This window comes from Prochlorococcus marinus str. MIT 0919, from assembly GCF_027359375.1.
In the GTDB taxonomy this organism is placed as follows: domain Bacteria; phylum Cyanobacteriota; class Cyanobacteriia; order PCC-6307; family Cyanobiaceae; genus Prochlorococcus_D.
On record NZ_CP114779.1, the window covers coordinates 1575992 to 1602007 of the forward strand.

The following is a 26016-nucleotide window of genomic DNA, read 5'->3' on the forward strand; positions in this document are numbered from 1 at the left end:
CTGCGTATGAAAGAAGGTTTTGACTGTTATTAAAAAATCTATTTTAGATGGCTATGAAGGTTTGTTTTTCAATTTATAATAGATTAAATTAGTAAAGATAAGCAGAGAAATAATGTGAGCTCAGATGCTTATAAATGTTGAGGACACTTGACCATTACCATGGCTACTGCTGAGAAGTTTAAATTATCAGAATTTTCAATTACTTTTTTCACTTCTTTCACTCCATATTCTGCATTTGCGTCACTATAGGAAAGTAACAAAGACTTGTAAGTATCATTACCTGCAGACCTGTAATCACAAAAATCACTTCCTACTGAATTAAGTAATGCTAGTAATGTGAGTTCCACCATAGGAACTAACTCCCACAGGACAAATGGACTTCATACCTTTTTAACGTAAAAATTCACTTTGAAAAGCTATCTGGATTTGTTGATGCTTGTATTGTTGCAAAAACTAAATGAATTTATTACATCCATCAGGCTTAGGGTTAAGAACCTTTTAATTAATCCTGTGTAGACGTTAAAGGAATAAACTTATTAAGTTGATTTTTCCCTGCGTGAGGATGATCGTATGATTGCTAAGGCTTTTATGGTTTCTGTAGACGAATATGATTTTCTACTTGTTTTAAGAGTATGCAACTAAATACAACTATTAGTACTCGTCGTTAAATGTTTTTAGAATTAATATTCTTGCTATTATTCTAGAAGCTTGATTTGTGATTATTTATAAATTGGGAATTCTTCTTTTCTTTGCTTCAGCAAAGCTCTTCGATTTGTAGAGATGTTCCCCCTACCTCTACAGATTAAAAATATTAGAGGTAGGCAGCAGAGCTGCTATATATAAGCGTGAAAATGATTTTGCTTTGTGCCTAGTAAATAAAAAAGCAAGCCCATAATAAAGACTTGCTCTTTTAAGGATTTTAAAAATTAATCTAGTTTTGATAGTTTACACCCCGATAAGTAAGAAGAGAATGCTCTTGGGCAGCCTCTTGCTTTCGGGTTGTGTAGACGTTGCGCCTATATGTCAACTCAAGTAATTCCTTCCGAGAAGGCCCCTTACTTTGAACATAGGCTTTGCCGCGATAAGTGAGAGTTGTCATGTACAGAGTCCGATTCAATGACCAGGTCCCCGTTCCATGGCCTGGTTCGAACTTGCGCCCTGAAAATATCAGGGTGAACGTTTTGTAGCATCCGCTACAATATTTATTTTTGCCGAATTTCTTAGCCTTTTGTAGTTCGAGAGGATACAAAACACTGTATTTTCAGTTTTGGTTAAGATTTCCTCGTGAGGGTCTAAAGTAAAACTTGCAAGATAAAGCACGTTCTTCAAGATTCGAGCTTGACTTCGCATTGGTTCATGCCCTTTAAACAGATTGATTGGAAGATGAAGCCACTCTTCTATTTTCTCGGAACTGCTATCCGAATAATGGCGCTAAAGCCGCAAAGATTTTTGGTTTTTCATCTGTACATTCTTTTCATTTATTTAACTGTATATAATGCCCAGTCGAATTCATTCGCAAATAACGGGTTGCTATTTATGTTGTTAATTCTAGGCCCTTTATTCTTTGCAATTAATAGAGGCCTACCTGTTGACTGCCTTAATTATGAGAATGCAATACGAAAGGAAATTGATGCAGGGAAAGGCTAGGCTAAAATACCTATAATTCTTATTCAAAGTACTTGAATTACTTCGCTGACTTCTGGGATCATTTCCCGAAGTTTTCGCTCTATGCCCATCTTTAAAGTCATTGTGCTACTAGGGCAGCTTCCGCATGCGCCTTGAAGGCGAACTTTAACTATTGGGCCATCTATCTCAGCAATTTCTACATTGCCCCCGTCTGCCATTAAAAATGGTCTTAATTCATCAAGAACTTTTTCGACATTTTCTTGGGTAAGTGCAAGTGCCTCTTCAGCCATAATCTTGATAGATTGATTTATTTTCTTTGAGCTTAGTTAATAAACTCATATTCTGGATAATAAAGACAAAATTCAAAGGTGTTTATTTCAGAGGCTCTTGGAGATGAAGATCGTTTTGATGCGGTGCTAATTGGTGCTGGGATTATGAGTTCAACCCTGGCTGTCTTGCTAAGTGAGCTAGAGCCGGGCATTCGCATTTTATTAGTAGAAAGATTAGATGCCCCAGCGTTAGAAAGTAGCTCTGCTTTCAACAACTCAGGCACCGGTCATGCTGCTAATTGCGAATTTAACTACACTCCTGTTTTACCTGGTGGCAATATCCAGATAGCAAAAGCTTTAAACATTAACGCTGCTTTTGAGAGAAGCTTAGAGTTTTGGGCTTCTTTATCTGAGAGAGGACAAATCTCGAAAAATAACTTTCTTAATGTTTTACCTCATATTAGTTTCGTTTGGAAGAAAGATGATGTTCATTTTCTGAAAAATAGGTATTTAAAGCTCAGTGCTACCAAAGCTTTTCAGGGGATGGAATGGAGCAATGATAAGGAAGAACTGAGAGATTGGATGCCAATAGTTATGGGAAGTAGACAACCTAATGAATCAGTTGCTGCAACTCGTGTTCATAGAGGTACAGATATTGATTTTGGTGCATTAACTCGAGCATATTTTGACTTACTTCAGGGCATAGGAACTGTTGAAACTCGTTTCTCTACAGAGGTTCAAGATATTAAGAGAGTTGGTCAAGAGCCATGGCAAATATTTTTAAAGAGTGATGCAGGTGATTGTCGCGTTGAAACAAATTTTGTTTTTTTAGGTGCAGGAGGAGGTGCTTTAACTCTTCTCCAGAAATCTCAGATTCCAGAAAGTACTTTCTATGGTGGGTTCCCAGTTAGTGGGCAATGGTTAATTTGCAATCAAAGCATATTAGCCGAAAAGCATAATGCCAAGGTCTATGGCAAAGCAGAAATTGGTGCACCTCCTATGTCAGTCCCTCATTTAGATACACGTTGGATAGGAGGTAGGCGGTCTCTGCTTTTTGGACCATTTGCAGGATTCAACACAAAGTTTTTAAAAAATGGATCAAACTTAGATTTATTTCGTTCTATTCAACTTGGGAACGTTGGACCAATGCTTCAGGCAGGTTGGAAGAATCTTGATTTAATTCAATACTTAATAGGTCAACTTCAGCAAACCCATACTAGCCGCATTGAATTAATGAGAAACTTCTTTCCTGAAGCGAATCAGAACGATTGGGACTTATCTATTGCAGGTCAACGAGTACAAATCATTAAAAAAACTTCTGATGGCGGGATCTTGAAAATGGGAACTGAGGTTGTCACTTCATCAGATGGCTCTTTGGCAGCTTTATTAGGCGCCTCTCCAGGAGCAAGTACAGCAGTATCAATTATGCTGGAGGTTTTAAATACTTGTTGGGGCGAACAAATGGCTACTGATCTATGGAAGGAAAGGTTGTGCAGGCTTCTTCCAAATCTTGGCGAAGGCCTTAGTTCTGAAGAAAACCTTCTTAACAGTCGAGAGCGCAACAATCATTTGCTTGGTCTGGGTAAGTGATTAAATAAAATTACCTTCAGAGATAAGGTGTATTTGTTTAGACCTGCATAGTTGACTTATCTCCCTTCAATTGTTGAAACCTTAATCACATGACTGACGTCCCTGTTTCTCAATTGAGAAACTTTTGCATTATTGCTCATATAGACCATGGGAAATCAACCCTTGCAGACAGGCTTTTGCAAGATACTAATACTGTCGCTTCAAGAGATATGCAAGAACAATTTTTAGACAATATGGATCTTGAAAGGGAAAGAGGCATAACAATTAAATTACAAGCTGCAAGAATGAATTACACGGCTAAAGATAGTAGAAAGTATGTACTTAACTTAATTGACACACCTGGACATGTTGATTTTTCTTATGAGGTTAGTCGCTCACTACAAGCTTGTGAGGGTGCATTATTAGTAGTGGACGCTAGTCAAGGAGTAGAAGCTCAGACTTTGGCCAATGTTTACCTCGCTTTGGAGAATGATTTAGAGATTATTCCTGTACTTAATAAAATTGATTTACCTGGCTCGGACCCCGTCAAGATTAAAGAAGAAATTGAATCGATTATTGGATTAGATGTCTCTAATGCAATTGAATGCTCTGCGAAAACGGGCTTAGGTGTTCAAGAAATTCTGCAAGCTGTAGTGGAGCGTATTCCCCCTCCTGCAGATCAACTTAATCAACCAACTAAAGCGTTAATCTTTGATTCTTATTACGACCCATATAGAGGGGTGATTGTTTATTTTCGAGTAATTACTGGACGGATTTCTACGCGAGATAAAATTCTTTTAATGGCTAGTCAAAAAAGTTACGAGCTTGATGAAATAGGAATAATGGCTCCAGACCAAAGAAAAGTAGAGGAATTACATGCTGGTGAAGTTGGTTATTTAGCCGCATCAATTAAAGCTGTTTCAGATGCTCGGGTTGGAGACACAATTACTCTGCTTAGCTCGCCCGCTATAGATCCTTTACCAGGCTATACAGAAGCAAAACCGATGGTTTTCTGTGGCCTATTCCCAACTGATGCAGATCAGTATCCAGACTTACGAGAAGCCCTGGAAAAATTGCAACTTTCAGACGCTGCTTTGAAGTATGAGCCAGAAACTAGTAGTGCTATGGGCTTTGGCTTTAGATGTGGTTTCCTTGGCTTACTGCATATGGAAATAGTTCAGGAGCGATTGGAGCGAGAATATGATTTAGACCTAATAGTCACGGCTCCATCAGTTATTTATCAAGTAAATATGTTGAATGGAGATATTCTAATGGTTGATAATCCAGCAACTCTCCCAGATCCACAGCTCAGAGATTCTATAGAAGAACCATATGTTCGGATGGAGATTTATGCACCTAATGAATTTAACGGTACTTTGATGGGTTTATGCCAAGATCGCCGTGGCGATTTCGTAGATATGAAATATATAACTACTGACAGAGTAACGCTTATTTATGAGATGCCTCTTGCTGAAGTCGTTACAGACTTCTTTGACCAAATGAAAAGTCGAACAAAAGGGTACGCTTCGATGGAATACCATTTAATTGGTTATCGACAGAATGATTTAGTTCGACTAGATGTATTGATCAATTCGGATAGAGCGGATCCTTTAACAACTATTGTCCATAAGGACAAAGCTTATTCAGTAGGTAGAGGACTTGTTGAAAAATTGAAGGAACTTATTCCCAGACAACAATTTAAAATTCCTTTGCAAGCTTCTATTGGGAGTAGAATCATTGCAAGCCAAAACATCAGTGCTTTGCGAAAGGATGTTTTAGCAAAATGTTATGGAGGGGATATCTCACGCAAGAAAAAACTGCTTAAGAAGCAGGCAAAAGGGAAAAAGCGAATGAAATCTATGGGGAAAGTAGATGTTCCTCAAGAAGCATTTATGGCAGTATTAAAATTGAATCAATAAAACAAAAATGTTTATAAAATTTCCTTTTTATAAGAAATAATCTCAGTGGTTTCGATGATTAAATTACTCTGGTCAGTGCTTTGCTTCTTACCTGTTGATGACCATATTAGCAATATTAGAAGTAGTATGCCAACTGTAATGGATAGTTCTCCAACAGTTAGGCCATCATTCTTGGGCTTCATTTTTAATAATTTTAGTATTTATATTTAAGCGCTTATTGCTCTAAATTTCTAGTCTTATTATTATTTTCCTAGTTGACCTTCTCCCTTGAGATTTTCTTATTACTTGGGTTTCCTTAGGAATAATACACTGCCAAGAAAAATGGCTGTATGGGGAATTGTAATTCTACTTATTTACTTTATAGCTGCTTTAATTACACCTTACTTGACGGCTTATGGCTTTTTACCTGATCCGGATGCAGGACTTGGCAATCCAATATACTCCTCACCGTCTTTGGAACACTGGTGTGGGACAGATCGATTAGGTAGAGATGTATGCGTGCGAACATTGATAGGAAGCAGAGTCGCCCTTTCTGTTGTTTGTTTGGCGGTTACTTTTGCTGTATTGATCGGAGTGCCTTTAGGCATCCTAAGTGGTTACTTAGGCGGTTGGTTTGATAGAGTGATTGTCTTGGTGATGGAGACTCTTTATACAGTACCTGTATTGCTACTATCTGTAGTCATTGCATTTCTATTAGGCCGTGGACTTTTTAATGCTGCAATTGCTCTATGCGTAGTATATATACCTCAATATTTCCGTGTTGTTAGGAACCAAACAGCACAAGTTAAAGCAGAACTTTATATAGAAGCAGCCCGAGCAATGGGAGCTGGACCTATTTGGATTATGAGAAAATATTTGTTGAAGAATGTTATTACTTCTGTTCCAGTGCTTTTAACATTAAATGCTGCCGATGCGGTTTTAGTGTTAGGGAGTCTTGGCTTCCTTGGCCTAGGATTGCCAGAAACAATACCAGAATGGGGGAGCGACTTAAATATGGCGTTAGATGCTGTGCCAGTTGGTATTTGGTGGACAGCTTTATATCCAGGTGTAGCAATGTTTGGATTGGTGTTAGGACTATCTTTTGTGGGGGAAGCTTTAGAGGAATTTATGAATATAAAAAGTATTAGAGATATTTAAATTTGGAGTCAAGCCTAATGATGATTGCTCCTGATTGTTATCAGCATCTCAGTTTAATTTTCCTTGGGAGATCTTCAATTATTTCACCTGTTGAGTTAAGTAGAGGGTATTCCCTACCTTCTTTCTTGCACCAACTTGCAACTTCTGGATAGGACCATTCGAATAAGACTTGATCATATTTATCTTTAGGAATGCCTTCACCATTCTTAGGGACATTCCCGGATGATTCTCGTTGTCGTAGTGCTTCATAAAGCAATGCTCCTGCAGCAACTGACACATTTAAAGATTGAACCATCCCTTGCATTGGTATGAAAATAGCTTCATCCATTAATTCTGTCGCGGGTTTACTTAGTCCCCATTTCTCGGCTCCTAATACAAAAGCGGTGGGACCCGTATAGTCACAATGCCTGTAATCAATTGCATTAACACTTAGATTTGTGCCGCAAAGTTTGTAACCGTTCTTTTTTAAAGTGGCTACAGCTCTCTCAATATTTTCATGCTCCTTTAGAGAAATCCATTTTTGGCTACCTTGAGCGGTGCTATTAAAAGTTTGTATTCTATTTTTCTTTGAAACTATATGTGCTTCTAGTACTCCAACTGCATCACAAGAACGCACAATTGCTGAGAGGTTATGAGGCTTTTCAACTTCTTCAAGTAGTATCGTTAGATCACTCATACGACAATTGAGAACAGATTTTAGTTTTTGGAATCGACGAGGCAAGATAGGCATAGGGTTATTATTAAAGATCAGTATTGAGAAGATAAAAAATCTCAAGCGGATTGCAATATACAAAAGATATGCGAATTATTGTATAACTTCAAAAATTGCTAATAATTTTGTTTAAAAGAATTGTTATTACAATTTGAGTTAATTACTTCTATATGATTTTGTAGAAACCAGGAAGAATTTTTTCTACATTTAAAAAAATAGGTATAGCAAAGGAGGTTGATTGATCCAAACTGAAACTTCTAAAAATGGTTTGTTATCAAGATTTGTTGCTTGGAAAGTCTTAGAGGCAGTTGCCGCTGGAGCTTATGCAGATTTTGCTCTTGACAAAACTTTAAAGAACCATGCCATGAAAGCAGCTGATAAAGCACTCTCAACAGAGATTGCGTATGGAGCTATTCGTCAACGGAAATACCTAGATAGTTGGATTGATCATTTAGCAAAGGTCTCAGCGGAACGTCAGCCACCCAGGCTTCGATGGCTACTTCATATTGGACTGTATCAAATTTTTAAAATGGAACGTGTCCCTGCGTCAGCCATAGTTAACACCACTGTTGAGCTTGCAAAGAAAAGTGATATAGCAAGTCTTTCTTCAGTAGTAAATGGAATACTTCGAAATGCGATCAGAAGTCGAGATTCAGGCCAACTGCTACCACCTAAAAAGAATTTTGAAGAGCATTTGGCACAAGAGTTCTCTGTTCCAAGTTGGCTCGCAAAGGAATTAATTGTTTGGCGAGGATCCGAAGGTGCAAAGTGCATTGCAAAAGCTTTTAATCAAGTACCTTCCTTGGACTTGAGGGTTAATCGCTGTAAAGCAACTATCAAGACTATTCAAGAAAAGTTTGAGAAGAGAGGGATTCAAAGCTCGCAAATTAATGATTGCCCTGATGGCTTACACATCACGTCTAGTTTTGGTGATGTTAGTTGTTGGCCGGGATATGTAGAGGGGTACTGGTCTGTTCAAGACAGATCTTCACAGTGGATTGCTCCATTGCTAGAGGCTCAGCCAGGAGAAAGGATTCTTGATGCCTGCTCCGCTCCAGGAGGTAAAGCAACTCATCTTGCGGAATTGATTAATGATGACGGAGAGATATGGGCTGTGGATCGATCGGCTAAACGTCTACAGAAAGTAGCTGCTAATGCAGCCAGATTAGGCTTGACTTCTTTGAACTGTTTTTTGTATGATGCTTCTTCGCTTCTTGATGTGAAGCCCCATTGGAAAAATTATTTCCATAGGATTTTAATTGACGCACCTTGCTCTGGCTTGGGGACATTAGCGAGAAATCCTGATGCACGATGGAGAATAACCCCACCAAAAATTCATGAATTAACCCTATTGCAAGCTAGCCTGTTGCGATCGTTGTCTAAGTTATTAATGCCTGGTGGCAAAATTGTTTACTCTACATGCACTATTCATCCGGATGAGAATTTCAATCAGATTCAAAGATTTGTTCAATCGAATTTAGGAATGAGGCTTACGTATCAAAAACAAATTTGGCCAGACCCTACGAAACTTGGGGATGGTTTTTTTGCTGCAGTAATAGAATACAAGTAACTTTCTTTATACCCTCAGCCAGGTTTGTCTGTAGAAGACTCTAGGATTTCGCGCATAAATATTTTCCAAATCAATGCTGATTCACCACTGCTACTATTAGTAGGCTTATTGTTATCATACCCCAACCAGATACCAGTTGTTAATTGTGGTATGGACCCAATAAACCAGAGATCTCTTCCTCCTTCGGATGTACCTGTTTTCCCTTTTACATCTATATTTTTTAAGGATGCGGCTTTTCCAGTACCTTCACTCACAACTTTTCTTAGCAGTGTGTTCATGATTTTTGCGACTTGAGGAGAAAGAACTCTTTGTCCTTGTGACTTTTGTAGATGTTTCCCAAAAATCACTTCGTTAGCAGGACCTCGCACTTCTACTAAAGGAGAGGGGCTATGATATAGCCCGTTATTGGCTATCCCAGAATAAGCACTTGTCATGTTGAGCAGATTCTCTTCGTATGCACCAATAGCTAAAGGGTAAAATTCTCCTAGTTTTACCTCATTGCCAACACCAAGTTGATTGGCTAAGGAAATGACTTTTTTAAACCCGACTTTTGCGAGAAGGTCTACTGCAACTGTATTCAGGGATTTAATAAAAGCCTCCTTGATGGAGACTTCTCCATAGTATCTACCCCCGAAATTTTTCGGGCAATACCCATACCAGCATCTTGGTGTATCAAATAGCAAGTCTTCAGGCATGAATCCTTCTTGGATTGCAGCCGCGTATGGAAAAACTTTAAAAGTAGAACCTGGGGATCGATATGCTTGGGTCGCTCTGTTGAATTGACTTTTATCAAAGTCTTTACCCCCAATCAATACTCTAATAAGACCAGTGTTGTTCTCAATGGATACTATTGCTCCTTGCCGAGTGCCTGGGCTGTGATTACGTAAAACCTGTCTTGCTTTTAATTGCCATTCCAGATTAAGACTAGTTTTAATTGTTAGCCCTCCAATTTCCATTTCTTCTTTTGATAGAAGGTTAGGAAGTCTTTGCTTAATCCAACTTGTAAAAAAAGGAGCTCTACTTTTAGAGTATTTTGGGAAAGAAGGACTTAGGCTAAGAGGAGATCGCAAGGCTTTAGACAACTCATCATCAGAGATGAATCCTTGATAGTGCATTCTTTTTAAAATAGTAGCTCTTCGATTTATTGCTAAATCACTATTTATTAACGGTGAATATAAAGAAGGGGCTGCAGGTAGTCCTGCAATTAAAGCTACTTCTTCAATTGTTAATAAATCAGGTGTTTTTGAAAAGTATACCCATGATGCATCGGCGATTCCATAAGCATTTGATCCAAGGTATACATTATTAAGATATTTTTCTAGGATTTCTTCTTTAGTAAAATGACGTTCTAATTTATATGCAAGTGCAATTTCTTTTAATTTTCTTGTATAGGTCCGCTCCTGACTCAGGAAAACTATTCTTGCAAGTTGTTGCGTGATTGTGCTTGCCCCCTCAACCACTTTCCTTTGTTCAATATTAGTAAGCAAAGCTCTTCCAATACCCCATAAATCAACACCTTGATGTGAGTAATATCTCCGATCTTCGGCTGCTATAAAAGCTTCTTTGACAAGTTTTGGCATCTTGCCTGACTTTATTTTTTGACGAGTAACTGGACCAAGTTTTTGAATTATTTGACCATTAGCTGAAAGCAAAGTAATCGTTCCTGGTCTGCTAAAGAAATTTATTTTCTTAGGCTCAGGGAGAGCTGAATCTATTGAATTTGATATAAATTGTTCTGCAAAACCTATTACTGATCCAAAGGTAAAAGAGCCTATAGCTATTGCAAAAAATGCAGATATGCCCCTTCTCACTAAAAACTACTAAGAGGACTGTGCCCTATCGCTAAAGCTGTGACTAGCATCCCCAGGATTAAGAATGGCTGAGCACTTGCTTGATATTTGACATCATATTTCAAGGGGTTATTCAATAGCCAAATATCCTGAAAAGTAATTTGAGGAATAATCAGTAGAATTAAAATGACTGAGGCTAAGTGTTGACCAATAATAATTAGTACTACAACCATGGCCAATTGAAAAATGTCAATCATCCCTGCGCTAATAAAACTTGCATTTCTTATACCAAAAACTACAGGTAATGATTGCAATCCAAGAGCTTTGTCTCCTTCTACACTTTTGAAGTCGTTAATTATAGCTATACCCAAACCAGCCAAGCTATAAGCAAGAGTTAAGATTGCAGTTGTCCAGGTAAGCTGCCCAAAAAGCGCTTGCCCTGCCCACCATGGAAGCGCTATGTAACTAGCACCTAATGCATAATTGCCAATCCATCCATTTTGCTTGAGCTTAAGCGGTGGTGCTGAATAAATATAACTAACAAGAGACCCACCTAATGCAAGCAATAGAACTGATGGAGTTGAGTGTTTGGCCCATAGATCTAGTCCGTAAGCAACAATTAAACCTAATAGTAAAAGGATCCAAATCTGTAACTTTACTTGTGTAAGTGATATTGCCCCAGAAGGGATAGGTCGATTGGGCTCATTAATTGCATCTATTTCACGATCATAGTAATCATTAATAGTTTGAGTGTATCCAGCGAGGAGAGGGCCACTCATAATCATGCAGGCTAATGAAGCAACAATATTGCTTAGTGTCCAATGGTAGTTTCCACTTGCGGCTGCTCCACAAATTACTCCCCATAGCAATGGGATCCAAGTAATAGGTTTCATGAGTTGCAAACGCAACTTCCAAGAGTTTTTTGTTTCACTTGCTCCTTTGATTCCAAGAAGCTGGCGGGCGTCACTCACTTTTCAAAACCTCAACCACGTCCACATTCGTTATCAAAGAACCAGCTCTTTGATCCATCATTGAATTTCACTACTACTCCTACACCCCCTCCATCAGTCATTTTGTAATCTAAAACAGTACCTCTGGGGTCTTTATTGAGCTTCTCAATTAATTTCCCAGGGATTCGATCACGGACTTTTTCCAAATCAATCTTGATTCGGGAGCCGATTCTTGTAAGGTTTACTGATTGAGGCATGGCCTTCAAGGCTTAGGTGTAGTGGCAACACTAACAGTCACTGTAATTTACTAACTATGGTCGCACTTCGATTAATTCCTTGTCTTGATGTTGCGAAGGGGCGAGTTGTAAAAGGTGTGAACTTTGTAGGTCTTAGGGATGCAGGGGATCCTGTAGAGCTGGCTTGTAGGTATAGCCAGTCAGGGGCTGATGAATTGGTTTTTTTAGATATAGCGGCTAGTTATGAAGGAAGATCTACTTTACTTGATATTGTTAAAAGAACAGCTGAGTCTGTAACGATACCGTTCACTGTTGGAGGGGGTATTGCTTCTATTGAGGGTATAACAGATCTTTTACGGGCTGGTGCGGATAAGATAAGTTTAAATTCTTCTGCTGTAAAGAACCCAGAATTAATAGCAAAAGGTGCTAGCCAATTTGGCTCTCAATGCATCGTTGTGGCTATTGATGCAAAACGTAGGAATAAAAACGAAGGAGGATGGGATGTTTTTGTTAATGGGGGTAGAAAAAACACATCCTTAGATGCAGTGCAATGGGCAAAGAGGGTCTCTGAGCTAGGTGCGGGGGAGATATTGCTTACTTCCATGGATGGAGATGGGACGCAAAATGGATATGATCTTGAACTAACAAGAGCTATTTCTGAAAGTGTGCAAATACCAGTTATTGCTTCTGGGGGAGCAGGTTCTTTAGAGGATATTTATGAGGCTTTTGAGATGGGAAAAGCTTCGGCAGCCCTTTTGGCATCACTTCTTCATGACGGTGAATTAACTATTAAAGAAATTAAGTATTATTTGCTTGCTAAGAAATTATTAATTAGACCGATAGAAGACTTTTAATGATTTTCATGTATTACCTATATAGACCTATTTCTAATTTGGATTGTTAAAGATGAGATATAGAGATCCTTTGTTGGTTAAGCAGTTATTTAATAGCGTAGCCCCAAGCTATGACATATTAAATGATATTTTTAGCTTTGGTTTACATAGGTTATGGAAAAAACAGCTTTTGAATTTGCTGCAACCATCTATAGGTGAAAAATGGTTAGATCTTTGTTGCGGGACTGGAGATTTGAGTATTTATTTGTCTAGCAGATTGGGAAATACAGGAAGTATAATAGGTGTAGATTTTTCTCCAGAGCAAATAAATTTTGCAAAAAAACGAGCTTTTAAAAAATCTCTGCAATCAATAACATGGCTTAAAGCTGATGTTTTAAATAGTGGACTTCAGCAAAATGAGTTCGATGGTATTGTTATGGCATATGGTTTGCGGAATCTATCGGCTCCTGAACATGGCTTAAGAGAGATAAAAAGACTTTTAAAACCAGGATCTAGAGCTGGTTTGCTTGATTTTAATCGTACAATTGAAGGCTCTACAAGCTTTCATTTTCAAAGATTTTACCTGCGCAAATTTGTTGTTCCTATAGCTTCTATACTTGGACTTCATGAGCAATACTCTTATCTCGAAGAGAGCCTAAAGAACTTTCCAAATGGATCTGAGCAGGAAAAAATAGCACTTAATCTAGGCTTTCAAAAAGCATCATATAGGGTTATAGCTGGTGGACAAATGGGTATTTTGCTGCTTGTTAATGATAAGTGAGAATTCTTTTATTTATAATTCTTTCCTTCTACACAGACTACATTTACCCCATAAAGAAATTTCACCAGCTGGTGATGGGCGGTTGCAATAAACGCAAGTTTTTATTCCATGAATATCAATTCTGCTTGGATGATTTTTCCATATAGTTTGTTCAGTCTGTTTTTCGTCAGCTTTAATTACATAGTGGCTTTGAATTTTAAGAGATTTAACTTCATGCCCTTTAGCTTTCAGAGCTGCCAATAATTGAGTTTTATTAAAAATTAGAGCTTGTATCCATTGAGGATGACTTGCTCCAATTGTCAGAACACCCCTATTAATACTTAAGGGTTTGCAATGTAATGAAAGGTCCTTGCCGGCTATTTTTGGCCAGTCTTGCCATAAAGATGCAATTCGCTTGTTTCTTTTGAAATCGTTTTGCAGATTATCAAGGCAGCTTGAAAGAGATGAAGGGCAATTTATTAAATCTCCCTTTGTCAGGCGCTCTTCTTCTTTGAGATTGGTTAACTGTTGATAATGTGAGAAATTCATTCACTAATTTTAAGGGAAGAATGTGCAAGGATAGTTAGCCTTGTGAAGGGCTTCATTAATGTCCTATGGGATTTTTTGAAAGGCTTAGCCGATTTTTGCGAGGCAACGTGAATCAGGTTGTTAATACTGCAGAGGGGCCTGGGAAGATTCTTGATCAGGCAGTTATTGATGTGCAAGCTGATCTTGAAAAGCTTCGCCAAGCTGTTGCAATGGCAATTACAAGTCAGAAACGATTATCTAAGCAAGCAGATCATTCTCAACAACAAGTTCAGGTCTGGTATCAGAGATTAGAACAAGCTATTCAGAAAGGTGATGAAGGTCTTGCTAGGGAAGTTCTTATTAGACGTAAAAGATTCCAAGAAACTTTTGTAAACTTACCTATTCAGATTAAAAGTCAAGAACTATAGGCCAAAATGTTGAAACTTATTCAACAGAAAGGTGCAGGAGCTGTAGCCTATTTCTTAAAAATAAAATCCTCAAAACTACAATGGCATATAAGATCTAAACCAGTTTGTGGTAGCACGGAAATTGAGCTTTCCAAATGGCTTAATCAAAAGCCTTTGAATAAAAATTACCCTCGTGCCTTTTTGGCAGAACGCCAATCTTATGGAAGGGGTCAATATGGCCGCACATGGAATTCTCTTAAGGGAGGTGTGTGGGTTAGTGTCGCAATTCCTCTTAGAGAGAATCCTCAATCAACTGAGCTATTTGGTTTAGCTATTTCAGTTGCGCTCGCTAAAAAACTTCACCAGAATTGTGTGCCAGCTAAAATTAAATGGCCCAATGACTTACTTGTTCAAAATAGAAAACTAGCAGGCTTTTTGCCTAGATTAATTATTCGCGGTAGTAACTTGAAATTTGTAAGGATAGGTATTGGGTTGAATGTATTAAATCAGGTTCCTAAAAGTGGTATCTCTTTAAGGCAGATCCTTGGGAGAAAAAATCTATCAAAGGAACTATGGACTGCAGAAGTATTAATAGTTTTAGAAGAAGTATTATCACTTTTAAAAGATCAAGAAAAACTTTGTAAGCAAGCTTCAGAGTTGCTTTGGTCTAATCAATATAAAGAAAAGAGCACAGGTTGCATATGGAAAATTGAAGGGTTTAATGAAAATGGTTCATTAAGATTAAGACGTGGCTCTCAATCTAAATCATTAAGTAGATGGGAATAAAAATCCATTACTTGAAGGCCATTTCTAAGAAATACTTATTATTTTCCCATCTTTAAACTTCACTATTTTATGAGCTCTATTTGCAACTTCATCTTCATGAGTAACCAGAACGACTGTTATACCTTGTGAGTGTAAATCATCAAATAGTTTGAGAACATCTTCAGTTGTATTTGAATCCAGTGCTCCAGTTGGTTCGTCTGCTAGAAGTAACGAGGGTTGATTGATAATTGCTCTTGCTATCGCAACTCGCTGTTGTTGTCCCCCAGAAAGTTGATTCGGATAATTTTGTATTCTCCCAGTTAGCCCAACTCTATCTAATGCCTCCTTGGCCAATTCCGAACGGGTTGACTCCTCTACGCAGGCATAGATCATTGGCAGCATTACATTTTCCAATGCTGTAGCGTCAGGTAAGAGATGAAATTGCTGAAAAACAAACCCTAGTTCTTGATTGCGCAAATCTGCGAGGGCATCATCATCTAATTTTTCAACACTAAGCCCATTAAGCAAATAATTACCATGGGTTGGTCTATCCAAGCATCCCAAAATATTCATTGCAGTACTTTTGCCAGAGCCACTGGCGCCCATTACAGCTACATAATCACCCTTATTTACTTCTAGATTGATTTCATCAAGTGCTTTTACAAGTAAATCACCTTGTCCATAAAACTTGCAGACATTTCTAAGCTTGGCTACAGGAGTATGAATGATTGTTTGATTATCCAATGGTGCTTTTATCAGCTAGAGCCAAGGCTTGTTGAAGGATAGGTGTCCCTGCGACAGCACTGTTAGCCCATTGAAAGAGTGGGTTAGACAGAACTCCTCCAATTGCCGTAGCTAAAACACATGTCAACAGAGCAAATCTAAGAGGGGGCAGACCTAAGGTTTTCCATTGTATTAACGGATATGACTTGACTAATTCTGAAGCCTCTTGAGGTTCTTTTACTACCATCATTTTTATTACTGAAATATAGTAATAAATTGAGATTACAGAAGTGATTAGACCGACAATTACTAACAAATATTGCCCATCTGCCCAACCTGCAAAGAAAAGATATATTTTCCCAAAAAAGCCCAACATCGGAGGTATACCACCAAGGGAAAGGAGGCAAAGACTTAACCCTAGAGTGATTAGAGGATCCTTTTGATAAAGGCCAGCATAATCAGCAATTCGATCACTTCCTGTTCTAAGTGAAAATAAGATTATGCATGCAAAAGCACCGAGGTTCATAAACAAATATGCAGCCATATATAGAACCATGGCGGCATATCCATCTTCTGTTCCACATACAAGGCCAATCATCACAAAGCCTGCTTGACCAATAGAGCTATATGCCAACATCCTTTTCATTGAGGTTTGAGCCAGAGCAACAATGTTGCCTAAGCTCATGCTTAATACCGCTAAAACAGTAAATAGTAGTTTCCATTCAGCATCAAAAGCATTAAAGCAGCCAACTAATAATCTTATTGCTAGTGCAAACCCAGCTGCTTTAGATCCGACGGATAGAAATGCTACAACTGGTGTAGGAGAACCTTCGTATACGTCTGGAGTCCATTGGTGGAAAGGTACAGCAGCAATTTTGAAAGCAACCGTTGCAAGTATGAAAACGAGTGCTAATGCAGCTAATGGAGTAGGGCTATTAACAAGCGCAATACCAATTATTTCAAGATTCGTTGACCCGCTCAGCCCGTACAAAAGGGATGCACCATACAAAAACACAGCGGCAGCTGCAGATCCAACTAAAAGGTATTTAAGGGCTGCTTCTGAGCTCCTGGGATCCCTTTTCATGTATCCAGATAAGAGATAGCTCGCCACTGAAAGAGTTTCTAGAGAAACAAAAATACTAATTAGATCCGTTGACCCGCAAAGCAGCATGCCTCCAAGGGTTGCGGCTAGAAGTATTGCTGCATATTCGCCTATAGGACTTCCACTTTTCTCTGCATATCTCCAGCTAATTAGTAAAGAAATAAGAGTTGAAAGTGCAACAACTGCTCTGAATGCAATGGCCAAATTATCTGCAAGAAATGCACCTAGGAATGAGCTTTCTGCTGTGGAATTCCATTGAATTGAAAGTAGTATTAATGCAGCAATTAATCCCGAATAACATATCGGTGGTGCCCATTTTGCTGCGGTCTCTTCTCCGGCTAGATCAACTATTAATGTCCCAATCAAAGCTAAAAGGACAAAGCCTTCTGGAGCAACAGCAGATGCATTAAGAGAAAGGCTTAAAAGCTCTGTAGGCTCAGCAATGGATTGAGATGTGATCAGGATTGCACCCATATCGGGCATGGTTTACAAAGAAAAATACCAGGTCTTCAAACTCTAGCGATGTTATGAATTATGCCTTAGATATCAACATGATCTATGCACTTGGCCTGATGATGCGATAAAGAAGAAGAATAGTTTATTATCTGCTTGTGGCGCAAGCTCTGGTCATCGTAGAAAGTCCAACAAAGGCAAGAACTATTAAAAGCTTCTTGCCAAAAGACTTTAAAGTGGTTGCCTCTATGGGGCATGTCAGAGATCTCCCAAATAATGCAAGTGAAATTCCTGCTGCTCAGAAAGGGGAAAAATGGGCAAATTTAGGAGTGAATACAACTGCTGATTTTGAACCGCTATATGTAGTTCCAAAAGATAAAAAGAAAATTGTTAGGGAACTCAAATCTGCTTTAAAGGAAGCTGATCAGCTTTTGCTTGCAACTGATGAAGATCGCGAAGGCGAAAGTATTAGCTGGCATTTAATGCAATTACTGAACCCAAAAGTTCCAGTAAAGAGGATGGTTTTTCATGAAATAACCAAAGATGCTATTTCAAAGGCTCTTACGCAAACTAGAGATCTTGATATGGAGCTGGTTCATGCTCAAGAGACTCGGAGGATTCTTGATCGTTTAGTTGGCTATACTCTTTCTCCTTTACTCTGGAAAAAAGTTGCTTGGGGGCTCTCTGCGGGTAGGGTTCAGTCTGTTGCTGTAAGGCTTTTAGTTTTAAGAGAGAGAGCACGAAGAGCTTTTCGGACTGCAAATTATTGGGATTTAAAGACTTCTTTGCAAAACCATGGGAGTCCTTTTGACGCCAAGTTAATCACCTTGGGAGGCCAAAAAATAGCAAGTGGAATTGATTTTGATGATTCCACTGGATTCATCAAACAAGGTAGCCATGTACGCTTGATTGGAGAAAAAGAAGCAAAAGATCTTGAAGGGACTCTTAGTTCAAGCAGATGGGAAGTAACTTCTGTTGAAGAAAAACCTTCAATTAGGAGGCCAGTCCCACCATTTACTACAAGTACCCTGCAGCAAGAGTCAAATAGAAAACTTAGGCTTTCTACTAGGGAAACAATGCGTTGCGCACAAGGTTTATATGAGAGAGGTTTTATTACTTATATGCGAACAGATTCAGTTCATTTATCTGAACAAGCAATTAGTGCAGCAAGGACATGCGTGGAATCTAGATATGGAAAAGATTACTTAAGCAAGCAAGTTCGACAATTCAGTAATAAATCCAGAAATGCTCAAGAGGCACATGAAGCTATTCGACCAGCAGGTGCAATTTTTAAGATGCCAGACGAGACAGGCTTGGATGGCCGCGACTTGGCTCTTTATGAGTTGATTTGGAAACGAACTGTTGCGAGTCAGATGGCAGAAGCACGTTTGACTATGATTGCTGTTGAAATCACCGCTGGGGAAGCAGTTTTCCGCTCATCTGGTAAGAGGATTGATTTTCCCGGTTTCTTCAGAGCATATGTTGAAGGCAATGACGACCCTGAAGCAGCACTCGAAGGTCAAGAAGTCCTTTTGCCTAAAATAGTTGTTGGTGATATTCCAATTGTCAACAAGATTGAGTCTATCTCGCATCAAACGTTACCACCACCTCGCTTTAGCGAGGCGTCATTAGTAAAAATGCTGGAGAGTGAAGGTATAGGAAGGCCCTCTACTTATGCAAGTATTATTGGAACTATTGTTGATCGAGGATATTCTTCTCTCCAAAATAATTCTTTGATACCAAGCTTTACGGCATTCGCCGTAACAGCTCTGCTAGAGGAACACTTCCCTGATTTAGTTGATACCAAATTTACCGCTAGGATGGAATCCACTTTGGATGAAATTTCGACAGGTAAAGTTGAATGGCTACCATACTTAGATGGTTTTTATAAAGGGGCCAAAGGACTGGAAACACAAGTTGAGAAGAAAGAAGGTGATATCGACCCAGGCCTATCAAGGACAATTGAATTAGAAGGCTTAAAATGCGTTGTTCGCATTGGCCGATTTGGTGCTTATTTGGAATCCAGAAGATTAGATGATGACGGCAAAGAAGAATTAATTAAGGCCACATTGCCTCAGGAGACTAATCCAGCTGACTTGGATGAAGAGAAGGCCGAATTGATACTTAAGCAGAAGTCAGACCACCCAGACCCTCTAGGTAAGGACCCAGAAACTGGAGAAGAGATATATTTGCTGTTTGGTCAATATGGCCCTTATGTGCAAAGAGGACGAGTTACTGAGGAAGTACCTAAACCTAAGAGATCTTCCTTGCCTAAAGGCTCTAAACCAGAAGAGTTAACTCTTGATGAAGCACTTGGCTTATTAAAACTACCTCGTCCACTTGGTGAACATCCAGATGGTGGAAAAATCTCTGCAGGACTAGGACGTTTTGGACCTTATATAGTTTGGAATAAAGGTAAAGGAGAGAAGGATTACAGATCAATTAAAGGAGAAGATGATGTGTTGGAAGTAGATCTCAAAAGAGCTCTTGAGCTATTAGAAATGCCTAAGCGTGGCAGAGGTGGAAGAACGGCTCTTAAAGACCTTGGTATTCCTAAAGGAGGAAAAGAAAAGATACAAGTTTATGATGGCCCTTATGGCTTGTATGTAAAACAAGGGAAAACGAATGCCTCCTTGCCAGAAGGTAAAACGGCTGAAGAAATCACTCTTGAAGAAGCTCTAGTATTATTAGAAGCTAAACTTTCAACAAAGAAGACTAAAACGAGAAAGAAAGCTACAGCGAAAAAAAGTGTAAAAAGTACATCAAAGGCTAGTCCAAAAAAACCTTCGACGACAAAATCTGGTCGTCTAAGGGCTAGTGCTGTAAGAGTTATTAAAAAAGATAATAATTAATGATTGATTTAAAAAAGAACTTTCTTCCAGTTATTTGCATGTTGTCATCATTTCTTCTGACACAAGCGTGTGCAGATTCTGAATGGGGTAAAAAGCTTTCTAATAGCTTTGACACACCTATTGAGGTAACTTCAAATTCTAAGCCTACTGTAGATAGACAAAATCAAAATCTAACTTCCAATAATAAGGTGCTTAAGAAAGCCAATGGCAAGCAAGGTTTTTCTAGAAATATTTTAACTGCTGAAAAAATTACTTCTGAAAAAGACAAACCTGTCAAAGCAAAGGTACAGAAAGCAACCAAGATCAAGAATAAAAGATTTAATTACAAACCTCAACCATATAGAATTATTATTCGTCTTTCGGGCTCTGATCCATCTGCACCTGCAGAAGCGCTAACAAGAGCATTAAGGGATGCTGGTGTCATGTTTGAGGTTGAAAGAATCGAACGTTTTGACAATAGTTCCTCACCTCTTAACTTAAAATCAATCAAAAGGTGAAAGTTTTGAAAAGATTTGGAAGGTATAGGAATACTCAGGATCGCAATCCCTCTAAATTAGTTTCAAGAGGACAATCTATTAAATTAATAGAGACGTCCTATTTAACCTCGGCTACTGCATTAATTTGGATAGCACTTTACTATCTACCTGTTGGGGGCGCATTTTTTAGACTTGTTCTTCCTCTGCCTTTAGCGCTCTTGCAAGTAAGGAGAGGGGCTTCAACTGGTTGGGAAGGACTGTCTCTATTGATAATGCTTTTAGTTGTCTTAATGGGACCAGTGAGAGGTCCTTTGGTTTTATTCCCGTATGGTTTTTTGTCAGTTTGGTTGGGGTGGAGTTGGAGTAAAAATTATAGTTGGTGGTTGAGTTGGTGTGTTGGTGTTTTTATCGGAACTATTGGATTTCTTATAAGAGTATTTTTACTATCAATTTTAGTTGGAGAAAATCTCTGGATTGTAATAACACGTGCGGGATATATCTTGCTCGAACGATTAATTGATTGGTTTAACATTGCTTTAATCCCAGATTTAAATCTTATTCAGTTCGTAGCTTTAGGATTGGTTGTTATGCAAGAATTTATTTTTGTACTGACCTTACATGTTGTGGCCTTCTGGGTTTTTCCGCGGCTTAGTGCTTCTATCCCAAATCCACCACGATTGCTAAACGGGATTGTTGGTTGGGAGTCTACGTAATTAAACTTTTTTAATTTGGAAGATTCTTATTATTCAGGTTTGCCGTCGGGTTGCAAAGCATTTGGGTTTGGTATCACTCCTTTGGCTGTTGATCGATGGATTGCAAAGTGGAGATCCTCTATTGATGATATTGAATTTCTTTTAGTGTTATCAGCTTCGTTAACGGCAGAAGTAAAAGGTATTTCTGCCGCTGGGGCTACACCTGATTCTCGGAAGTTTACTGCTGTCGCAGATGCAGAGCTTTTATTATATGGACCAACTCCTTCAAGGAAAACTTCTTTACCTCCTTTGCCTGCAGGGGTTTCACCAGCATTGATAAGCTATGTCTCTTCAAAATTGCTGGGTCTTGAACCAACTGTTGTAGCCATTGGCCTAACAGATATGCCTTGCTTCCCACATCTCAGTATTGAGCCTTTGCCTTTAGGTCCTGCTCAATGTTTAAGTACAGGTAAAGCAATGGATATCAATCGTGTAAAGAATTTGTGGGACCAAGGCTTTGAAATTGGTCGGACATTACAAAAGCCTTTACTAATAACAGAATGTGTCCCTGGAGGAACTACTACTGCTTTGGCTGTATTGACAGGATTGGGAATGGCGGTTGGTGATTTGATAAGTGGTAGTCATCGCAATCCTCCCATGAAGTTGAAAAATAACTTAGTTGCCAAAGGCTTGGCACGGGCAAATTTAGGAGCGTCTTCTTCTCCCAAGGATGTATTGGCAGCTGTAGGGGATCCATTCCAAGCTTTTTCTGTAGGCTTACTAATTGCCGCAAGGCAATCTGGGGTTCCTGTGCTGTTAGGAGGAGGTAGTCAAATGGCGGCAGTGTTGGGGCTAGCTATAGCAACGGTTGATCCAGAATTAAGAGCGAGCTTTGTTGAAGATATTTCTATTGCTACAACTTCTTGGCTTGCAGATGAAGTTGTTGTTTGCTCAGAGAAGCAAAGTTCCTTCCCTCGCTTAGTACATCTTTTAGGAGCTCATTACAATGTCAATATTCTTGGATTATCTACTGGATTACGCTTTGATAAAAGCACTAAGAGAGTTTTACTTGACTATGAAATTGGCTATGTAAAAGAAGGTGTGGGGGCTGGAGCATTGTCATTGCTAGCTCAAATTAATGGCAGCAGTTGTCAACAATTACTTGAAGAATGTGAGTCTGCAGTTGATAAATTGAACGATTGTGCTTAGCTATGTACTCTTTACTTTTAGGGTCTAAATCATGAAAGATTGGATTCTAACAAGAAGGGACTTGCTAAGGGGGACTATTTTGTCTGCAGCCCTTAGCTTCTCGGCTTCTGGGAATACGGCTAATAGAGCTGTATTGACATCTCCGTTGGGTGTTTTGCCTGGAAATATTTTAAAATCCCTTCCATCAAGATGGCGTTTTAAATTATTAGAAGTTTACTCTGCAAAAGATATAAATGAATTAATAGTAGATAAAGATATTGACTTGCTGGCTTTGGGTGATGGGTGGGTGAAGGAATTAGCCTTTAAGGATTTTCAACGAATAGAGGTTAATCATCTTAGACGTCGATTAAATCAAGAGGCAATAATTTTTTCACAAAGCTTTGGTTCAGAACTTTCAGCCAAAATCTTCCCTATAGGCTTTACACCTTGGGCAATGCTTTTCCGAAATGGTGATTACTTGCTAGATAAGGCACAAGAGACATGGGATGTTTTACTAGAATCAGATTTAAAAGGGTCTTTGGTGTTGCCTAATAGCCCTCGTCTTGTAATGACCATTGCTGATCGAATTAGTTATAACGAGGGCTTGAAACGTTTAAGACAACAAGTTAAAACATATGATGATAAAAATGCTTTGAATTGGGTTTTATCTGGTAGGGCAAAGGCTGTTGTCTTGCCCTTGCAATATTGCATGACGGCGCTTTTGAGTGATCCACGACTGAGTGTGGCAATTCCTCGTGAGGGGGCACCTTTAAATTGGACGTTTTTAACTATGCCGAAAGCTAGTAATGAAGATTTCCCTGATTCATGGGTACGCAAAATGTGGTCATTACCATTATTGGGCAAACTAATTTCTAGAGGTTGGATCCCTCCTCTTTCTTATTCTGAAATATCTAAGGGAACCAGTTCTTTCCCAAAACTTCCTGCACTGTCTTTTTTATCAACAGAAGAACATTTTCAAAGGCTTTGGTCTATACCACCTGTATCTAAAAAAAATATTCAAGCTCTCCAAGAGCGGTGGTATGAATCAGCCCCATAGTCTTCTTAGAGGTTTATCTAATAATTTTTTATGAGTCTCTTCTAAAAGATCAGGTATTTTTAAATTGTTTGGGCATCGAGGTAAGCACTCACCACATCTTTCACAAGCTGAGGCATTGTATCTTTCCCACCAATGTCCAGCTTTGCCTATCAAGTTGTACCTCTCTTTAGCAAATGATTGAAGGTCATGGCCAATTGACAAATTTCTTAAACGTAAAATTTCTGTTATTGGGACCTCTTTAGGACAGGGTAAACATTCACGACATTGTCCACAAAATGTTTTGCCTAGGCGACGTCTACCTTCCGTCTGAAGATTCTTAATAGCGCTTTCTTCTTCCTGGGTCAATTTGCCATCGGAAGAACTTAATTCTTTGGCTAGTGTTAAATCTTCAGGGCCACTCGCTCCAAGAGTTAATGTGCTAATCCCATTCGATAAAAGATACCTATATGCCAATTTCAATGGATGTATTGGAGCACAATCCTTGATTAATGTTTTGCTAGGTGAATGTAAATGGCCACCTTTATCAGCAGGTGAAATAGCCATGACTCCCATCCCTGAGTTTAATGCAAGTTGTGCAAGTGGAATTCTTTCTTGATCTAGTAGGTGAAGGTGGAGACTGCAGAAATTAAACTGACCAGTTTTGATTGCTTCTTGAATAAGTTCTTGAGAGCCATGAGAAGTAAATCCCCATTGCTTGACAAGGTTCTTTCTTAGGGCCCATTGAATTAACTTGAACCCATCTCCATATATAGCCCAATGAAGATGCTCCCAAAGATTGAGGCCGTGTACGGCTAGGTTGTCAATGCTTTCTAAGCGGAGGTCCTTTAAAGTGTCCCTAAGTTGTTTTTGGCCTTTAATAAAACTAATACCTGGAAGTACTTTGCTTGTAATGACCCATTTCTGTTGATATCTTGCTGGCTGACTATTTAGCTTTTGCAAGGCCTCTCCTAGGAATTTTTGCGTCAAACCATAAGCAGGAGAGGTTTCTATATGGTTTATTCCGGCTAGGCGAGCTTCTTTGAGTATGGAAAGCATTACTTCCGAAGAAGCAACTCGCATTGTTCCTAATGTGAATAAACTTACGTTTACTCCTTTCCCAAAACGTCTCTTAAAAACTTTCATAATCTTTTGGGAGATTGAAACTCAGCCGAGTAAGGGGGCATCACTTCCATTTATATGGAATGAAGGGAATTCTTCTGCTCTAATGAAAGAGTTGCTAATGAGGAAACTTTTGAATTTAGAAAACTTGAGCAAATAATTTTTTTCAAAGCAAACCATTTTATTATTTTCTGTTGAACTCTCATCCAATAGGCTGTAAATTTTCTTTTTGCAATAGTTGCTGTTTTTAAAAGGGTCGCTTGTATCCGCGTTAGTAATGAAAGGCATTCTTTTTATTGAATCAAAAAGTAGTTTCGCCATTCTTAAATGAATTACTTGTATTATTGGCATTATTCAGTCATCTTTCAGAGCCCTTTCTTGGGGTAATGTTCTCAAGCCCGTGAGAGGTTAGGAGCTTGGCCTTTATCTATATAGATAATATTTGTCTTTGCTTTTAATCATCTCCAACCAGAATCTCTTAGACAAGAGATTGCAATATTTGAGACTAATTCAGTCATTTGCATTTCAAACATTTTTAAAAAACTTATTTTTTTATCAATGGATGAATCATTTTTCACAGTTTTTTTAATCTTATGTTTACAGGCATTGTTCAAGCTGTAGGTAAAATTCGTTCCCAAGGCGAAAGCCTTCTTGTTGAAAGTGAAGATTTGCCTTTCTCAATTAACATTGGTGATAGCGTTGCGGTAGATGGGGTTTGCTTAACAGTTGCTTCTTGTAGGGGTAATGGATTTTTAGCTGATATAAGTGAAGAGACTTTAAAAAGAACTACCCTTGGCTTTAAAGCCGAGAAGAATGCGCTAGTAAATCTCGAGCCTGCGCTTAGACTTTCTGATCGATTGGGTGGACATTTGGTAAGCGGCCATGTTGACGGTTTAGGTATGGTTGAATCTCTAGAATCGTTGCCAAATTCTTGGAATTTACAAATTAATTTGCAGCAAAATATGTATGCAAAATATATTTGTGAAAAAGCAAGTATTGCCGTCAATGGGATTAGTCTAACTGTATCGCAAAGCTTGCAAGATGCGAATTCATTTGCAATAGCGGTAATACCACACACTTGGTTCAATACTTCCTTAAATCATTTGCTTGTAGGAGATTTAGTAAACCTTGAAGTTGATTTGATGGCTAAATATGCTGAAAGGCTTTTATCTAAATCGGAACTTGCTACTCGGGACAATATAAACAACAATTACCCAAATATTTCGAAAGAATGGCTAAGCGAACAGGGTTGGCAATAAAACCTTGCCAACCCATCAAATATTTCCCTTAATGATCAATTTGAT

The 26016-nt window shown here is 38.7% G+C and carries 25 protein-coding genes; 14 read left to right on the forward strand and 11 right to left on the reverse strand.

The genetic code is table 11. The annotated features are described in order from the left end of the window. Nucleotides 1-128: 128 nt before the first annotated feature. The 3 genes from O5635_RS08605 to O5635_RS08615 form a co-directional block, all read right to left on the reverse strand. Nucleotides 129-350: a hypothetical protein gene (locus O5635_RS08605; protein ID WP_036901264.1), complete on the reverse strand. Its 222-nt coding sequence runs from the start codon at nucleotides 348-350 to the stop codon at nucleotides 129-131. Nucleotides 351-931: 581 nt separating this feature from the next. Then, complete coding sequence (locus O5635_RS08610) at nucleotides 932-1099, reverse strand: DUF4278 domain-containing protein (RefSeq protein WP_072013263.1); 168 nt, start codon at nucleotides 1097-1099, stop codon at nucleotides 932-934. A 571-nt stretch (nucleotides 1100-1670) separates the two neighbouring features. Next, entirely contained in the window at nucleotides 1671-1916 is a 246-nt protein-coding gene (locus O5635_RS08615; protein ID WP_036901263.1) for a NifU family protein, read from the reverse strand. 78 nt (nucleotides 1917-1994) lie between these two features. Between O5635_RS08615 and O5635_RS08620 the strand changes: the two genes are divergently transcribed. The 3 genes from O5635_RS08620 (at nucleotide 1995) to O5635_RS08630 (ending at nucleotide 6520) form a co-directional block, all read left to right on the forward strand. Further along, nucleotides 1995-3485, forward strand: a complete 1491-nt coding sequence (locus O5635_RS08620) for a malate:quinone oxidoreductase (protein ID WP_036901262.1) — start codon at nucleotides 1995-1997, stop codon at nucleotides 3483-3485. Between the two features lie 89 nt (nucleotides 3486-3574). Further along, nucleotides 3575-5383, forward strand: coding sequence for a translation elongation factor 4 (gene lepA / locus O5635_RS08625; protein WP_036901261.1), 1809 nt, complete (start codon nucleotides 3575-3577; stop codon nucleotides 5381-5383). Between the two features lie 321 nt (nucleotides 5384-5704). Beyond that, entirely contained in the window at nucleotides 5705-6520 is an 816-nt protein-coding gene (locus O5635_RS08630) for an ABC transporter permease (protein ID WP_036901260.1), read from the forward strand. Nucleotides 6521-6560: 40 nt separating this feature from the next. Here O5635_RS08630 and trmH read toward each other — a convergent pair whose 3' ends face one another. Then, nucleotides 6561-7250 (reverse strand): tRNA (guanosine(18)-2'-O)-methyltransferase TrmH, encoded by a 690-nt coding sequence (gene trmH / locus O5635_RS08635; RefSeq protein WP_036901259.1) that lies wholly within the window; start codon nucleotides 7248-7250, stop codon nucleotides 6561-6563. Nucleotides 7251-7470: 220 nt separating this feature from the next. Here trmH and O5635_RS08640 point away from each other — a divergent pair, with 220 nt between their 5' ends. Then, nucleotides 7471-8802, forward strand: coding sequence for a 16S rRNA (cytosine(967)-C(5))-methyltransferase (locus O5635_RS08640; RefSeq protein WP_036901258.1), 1332 nt, complete (start codon nucleotides 7471-7473; stop codon nucleotides 8800-8802). Nucleotides 8803-8816: 14 nt separating this feature from the next. Here the strand turns inward: O5635_RS08640 and O5635_RS08645 are convergent, their stop codons facing one another. From O5635_RS08645 to O5635_RS08655, 3 genes are read right to left on the reverse strand one after another with little or no spacing between them, the layout of a single operon-like run. Further along, on the reverse strand, nucleotides 8817-10613 hold the full coding sequence (locus O5635_RS08645) for a transglycosylase domain-containing protein (protein ID WP_269607489.1): 1797 nt from the start codon (nucleotides 10611-10613) through the stop codon (nucleotides 8817-8819). Then, complete coding sequence (chlG, locus tag O5635_RS08650; RefSeq protein ID WP_036901256.1) at nucleotides 10613-11563, reverse strand: chlorophyll synthase ChlG; 951 nt, start codon at nucleotides 11561-11563, stop codon at nucleotides 10613-10615. The genes O5635_RS08645 and chlG overlap by 1 nt, the downstream gene beginning before the upstream one ends. A gap of 11 nt (nucleotides 11564-11574) precedes the next feature. Beyond that, complete coding sequence (locus tag O5635_RS08655; RefSeq protein WP_036901255.1) at nucleotides 11575-11799, reverse strand: DUF2862 domain-containing protein; 225 nt, start codon at nucleotides 11797-11799, stop codon at nucleotides 11575-11577. A 56-nt stretch (nucleotides 11800-11855) separates the two neighbouring features. On the opposite strand from O5635_RS08655, the gene hisF reads away from it, so the two are divergent. Continuing rightward, the gene (gene hisF, locus O5635_RS08660) at nucleotides 11856-12632 is read left to right on the forward strand and encodes an imidazole glycerol phosphate synthase subunit HisF (protein ID WP_036901254.1); all 777 of its coding nucleotides are present in this window, start codon (nucleotides 11856-11858) and stop codon (nucleotides 12630-12632) included. Nucleotides 12633-12684: 52 nt separating this feature from the next. Further along, on the forward strand, nucleotides 12685-13392 hold the full coding sequence (ubiE, locus tag O5635_RS08665; protein ID WP_036901253.1) for a bifunctional demethylmenaquinone methyltransferase/2-methoxy-6-polyprenyl-1,4-benzoquinol methylase UbiE: 708 nt from the start codon (nucleotides 12685-12687) through the stop codon (nucleotides 13390-13392). Between the two features lie 12 nt (nucleotides 13393-13404). Here ubiE and O5635_RS08670 read toward each other — a convergent pair whose 3' ends face one another. Beyond that, nucleotides 13405-13920: a DUF721 domain-containing protein gene (locus O5635_RS08670; protein ID WP_036901252.1), complete on the reverse strand. Its 516-nt coding sequence runs from the start codon at nucleotides 13918-13920 to the stop codon at nucleotides 13405-13407. Between the two features lie 65 nt (nucleotides 13921-13985). Here O5635_RS08670 and O5635_RS08675 point away from each other — a divergent pair, with 65 nt between their 5' ends. After that, on the forward strand, nucleotides 13986-14327 hold the full coding sequence (locus tag O5635_RS08675) for a PspA/IM30 family protein (RefSeq protein WP_052042747.1): 342 nt from the start codon (nucleotides 13986-13988) through the stop codon (nucleotides 14325-14327). Between the two features lie 6 nt (nucleotides 14328-14333). Next, the gene (locus tag O5635_RS08680) at nucleotides 14334-15092 is read left to right on the forward strand and encodes a biotin--[acetyl-CoA-carboxylase] ligase (protein WP_052042744.1); all 759 of its coding nucleotides are present in this window, start codon (nucleotides 14334-14336) and stop codon (nucleotides 15090-15092) included. A 24-nt stretch (nucleotides 15093-15116) separates the two neighbouring features. Here O5635_RS08680 and O5635_RS08685 read toward each other — a convergent pair whose 3' ends face one another. Beyond that, nucleotides 15117-15815, reverse strand: coding sequence for an ABC transporter ATP-binding protein (locus tag O5635_RS08685; RefSeq protein ID WP_036901251.1), 699 nt, complete (start codon nucleotides 15813-15815; stop codon nucleotides 15117-15119). Continuing rightward, on the reverse strand, nucleotides 15808-17379 hold the full coding sequence (locus O5635_RS08690) for an NAD(P)H-quinone oxidoreductase subunit N (protein WP_036901250.1): 1572 nt from the start codon (nucleotides 17377-17379) through the stop codon (nucleotides 15808-15810). The genes O5635_RS08685 and O5635_RS08690 overlap by 8 nt, the downstream gene beginning before the upstream one ends. 128 nt (nucleotides 17380-17507) lie before the next feature. Here O5635_RS08690 and topA point away from each other — a divergent pair, with 128 nt between their 5' ends. The 5 genes from topA to O5635_RS08715 are packed head-to-tail and all read left to right on the forward strand — an operon-like array spanning nucleotide 17508 to nucleotide 23614. Further along, complete coding sequence (topA, locus tag O5635_RS08695) at nucleotides 17508-20201, forward strand: type I DNA topoisomerase (RefSeq protein ID WP_036901249.1); 2694 nt, start codon at nucleotides 17508-17510, stop codon at nucleotides 20199-20201. After that, on the forward strand, nucleotides 20201-20698 hold the full coding sequence (locus tag O5635_RS08700) for a hypothetical protein (RefSeq protein WP_269607496.1): 498 nt from the start codon (nucleotides 20201-20203) through the stop codon (nucleotides 20696-20698). The genes topA and O5635_RS08700 overlap by 1 nt, the downstream gene beginning before the upstream one ends. A gap of 5 nt (nucleotides 20699-20703) precedes the next feature. Beyond that, a complete protein-coding gene (locus tag O5635_RS08705) occupies nucleotides 20704-21390 on the forward strand; it encodes a DUF2232 domain-containing protein (protein ID WP_052042845.1) in 687 nt (228 codons plus the stop codon). Between the two features lie 15 nt (nucleotides 21391-21405). Next, nucleotides 21406-22578, forward strand: a complete 1173-nt coding sequence (locus O5635_RS08710) for a nicotinate-nucleotide--dimethylbenzimidazole phosphoribosyltransferase (protein ID WP_036901248.1) — start codon at nucleotides 21406-21408, stop codon at nucleotides 22576-22578. A 31-nt stretch (nucleotides 22579-22609) separates the two neighbouring features. After that, entirely contained in the window at nucleotides 22610-23614 is a 1005-nt protein-coding gene (locus O5635_RS08715) for an ABC transporter substrate-binding protein (protein ID WP_036901247.1), read from the forward strand. Here O5635_RS08715 and O5635_RS08720 read toward each other — a convergent pair. Next, complete coding sequence (locus tag O5635_RS08720) at nucleotides 23603-24736, reverse strand: aldo/keto reductase (protein ID WP_036901246.1); 1134 nt, start codon at nucleotides 24734-24736, stop codon at nucleotides 23603-23605. The genes O5635_RS08715 and O5635_RS08720 overlap by 12 nt on opposite strands. A 569-nt stretch (nucleotides 24737-25305) precedes the next feature. On the opposite strand from O5635_RS08720, the gene O5635_RS08725 reads away from it, so the two are divergent. Beyond that, entirely contained in the window at nucleotides 25306-25971 is a 666-nt protein-coding gene (locus tag O5635_RS08725) for a riboflavin synthase (protein ID WP_036901244.1), read from the forward strand. The last annotated feature ends 45 nt before the right edge of the window (nucleotides 25972-26016 follow it).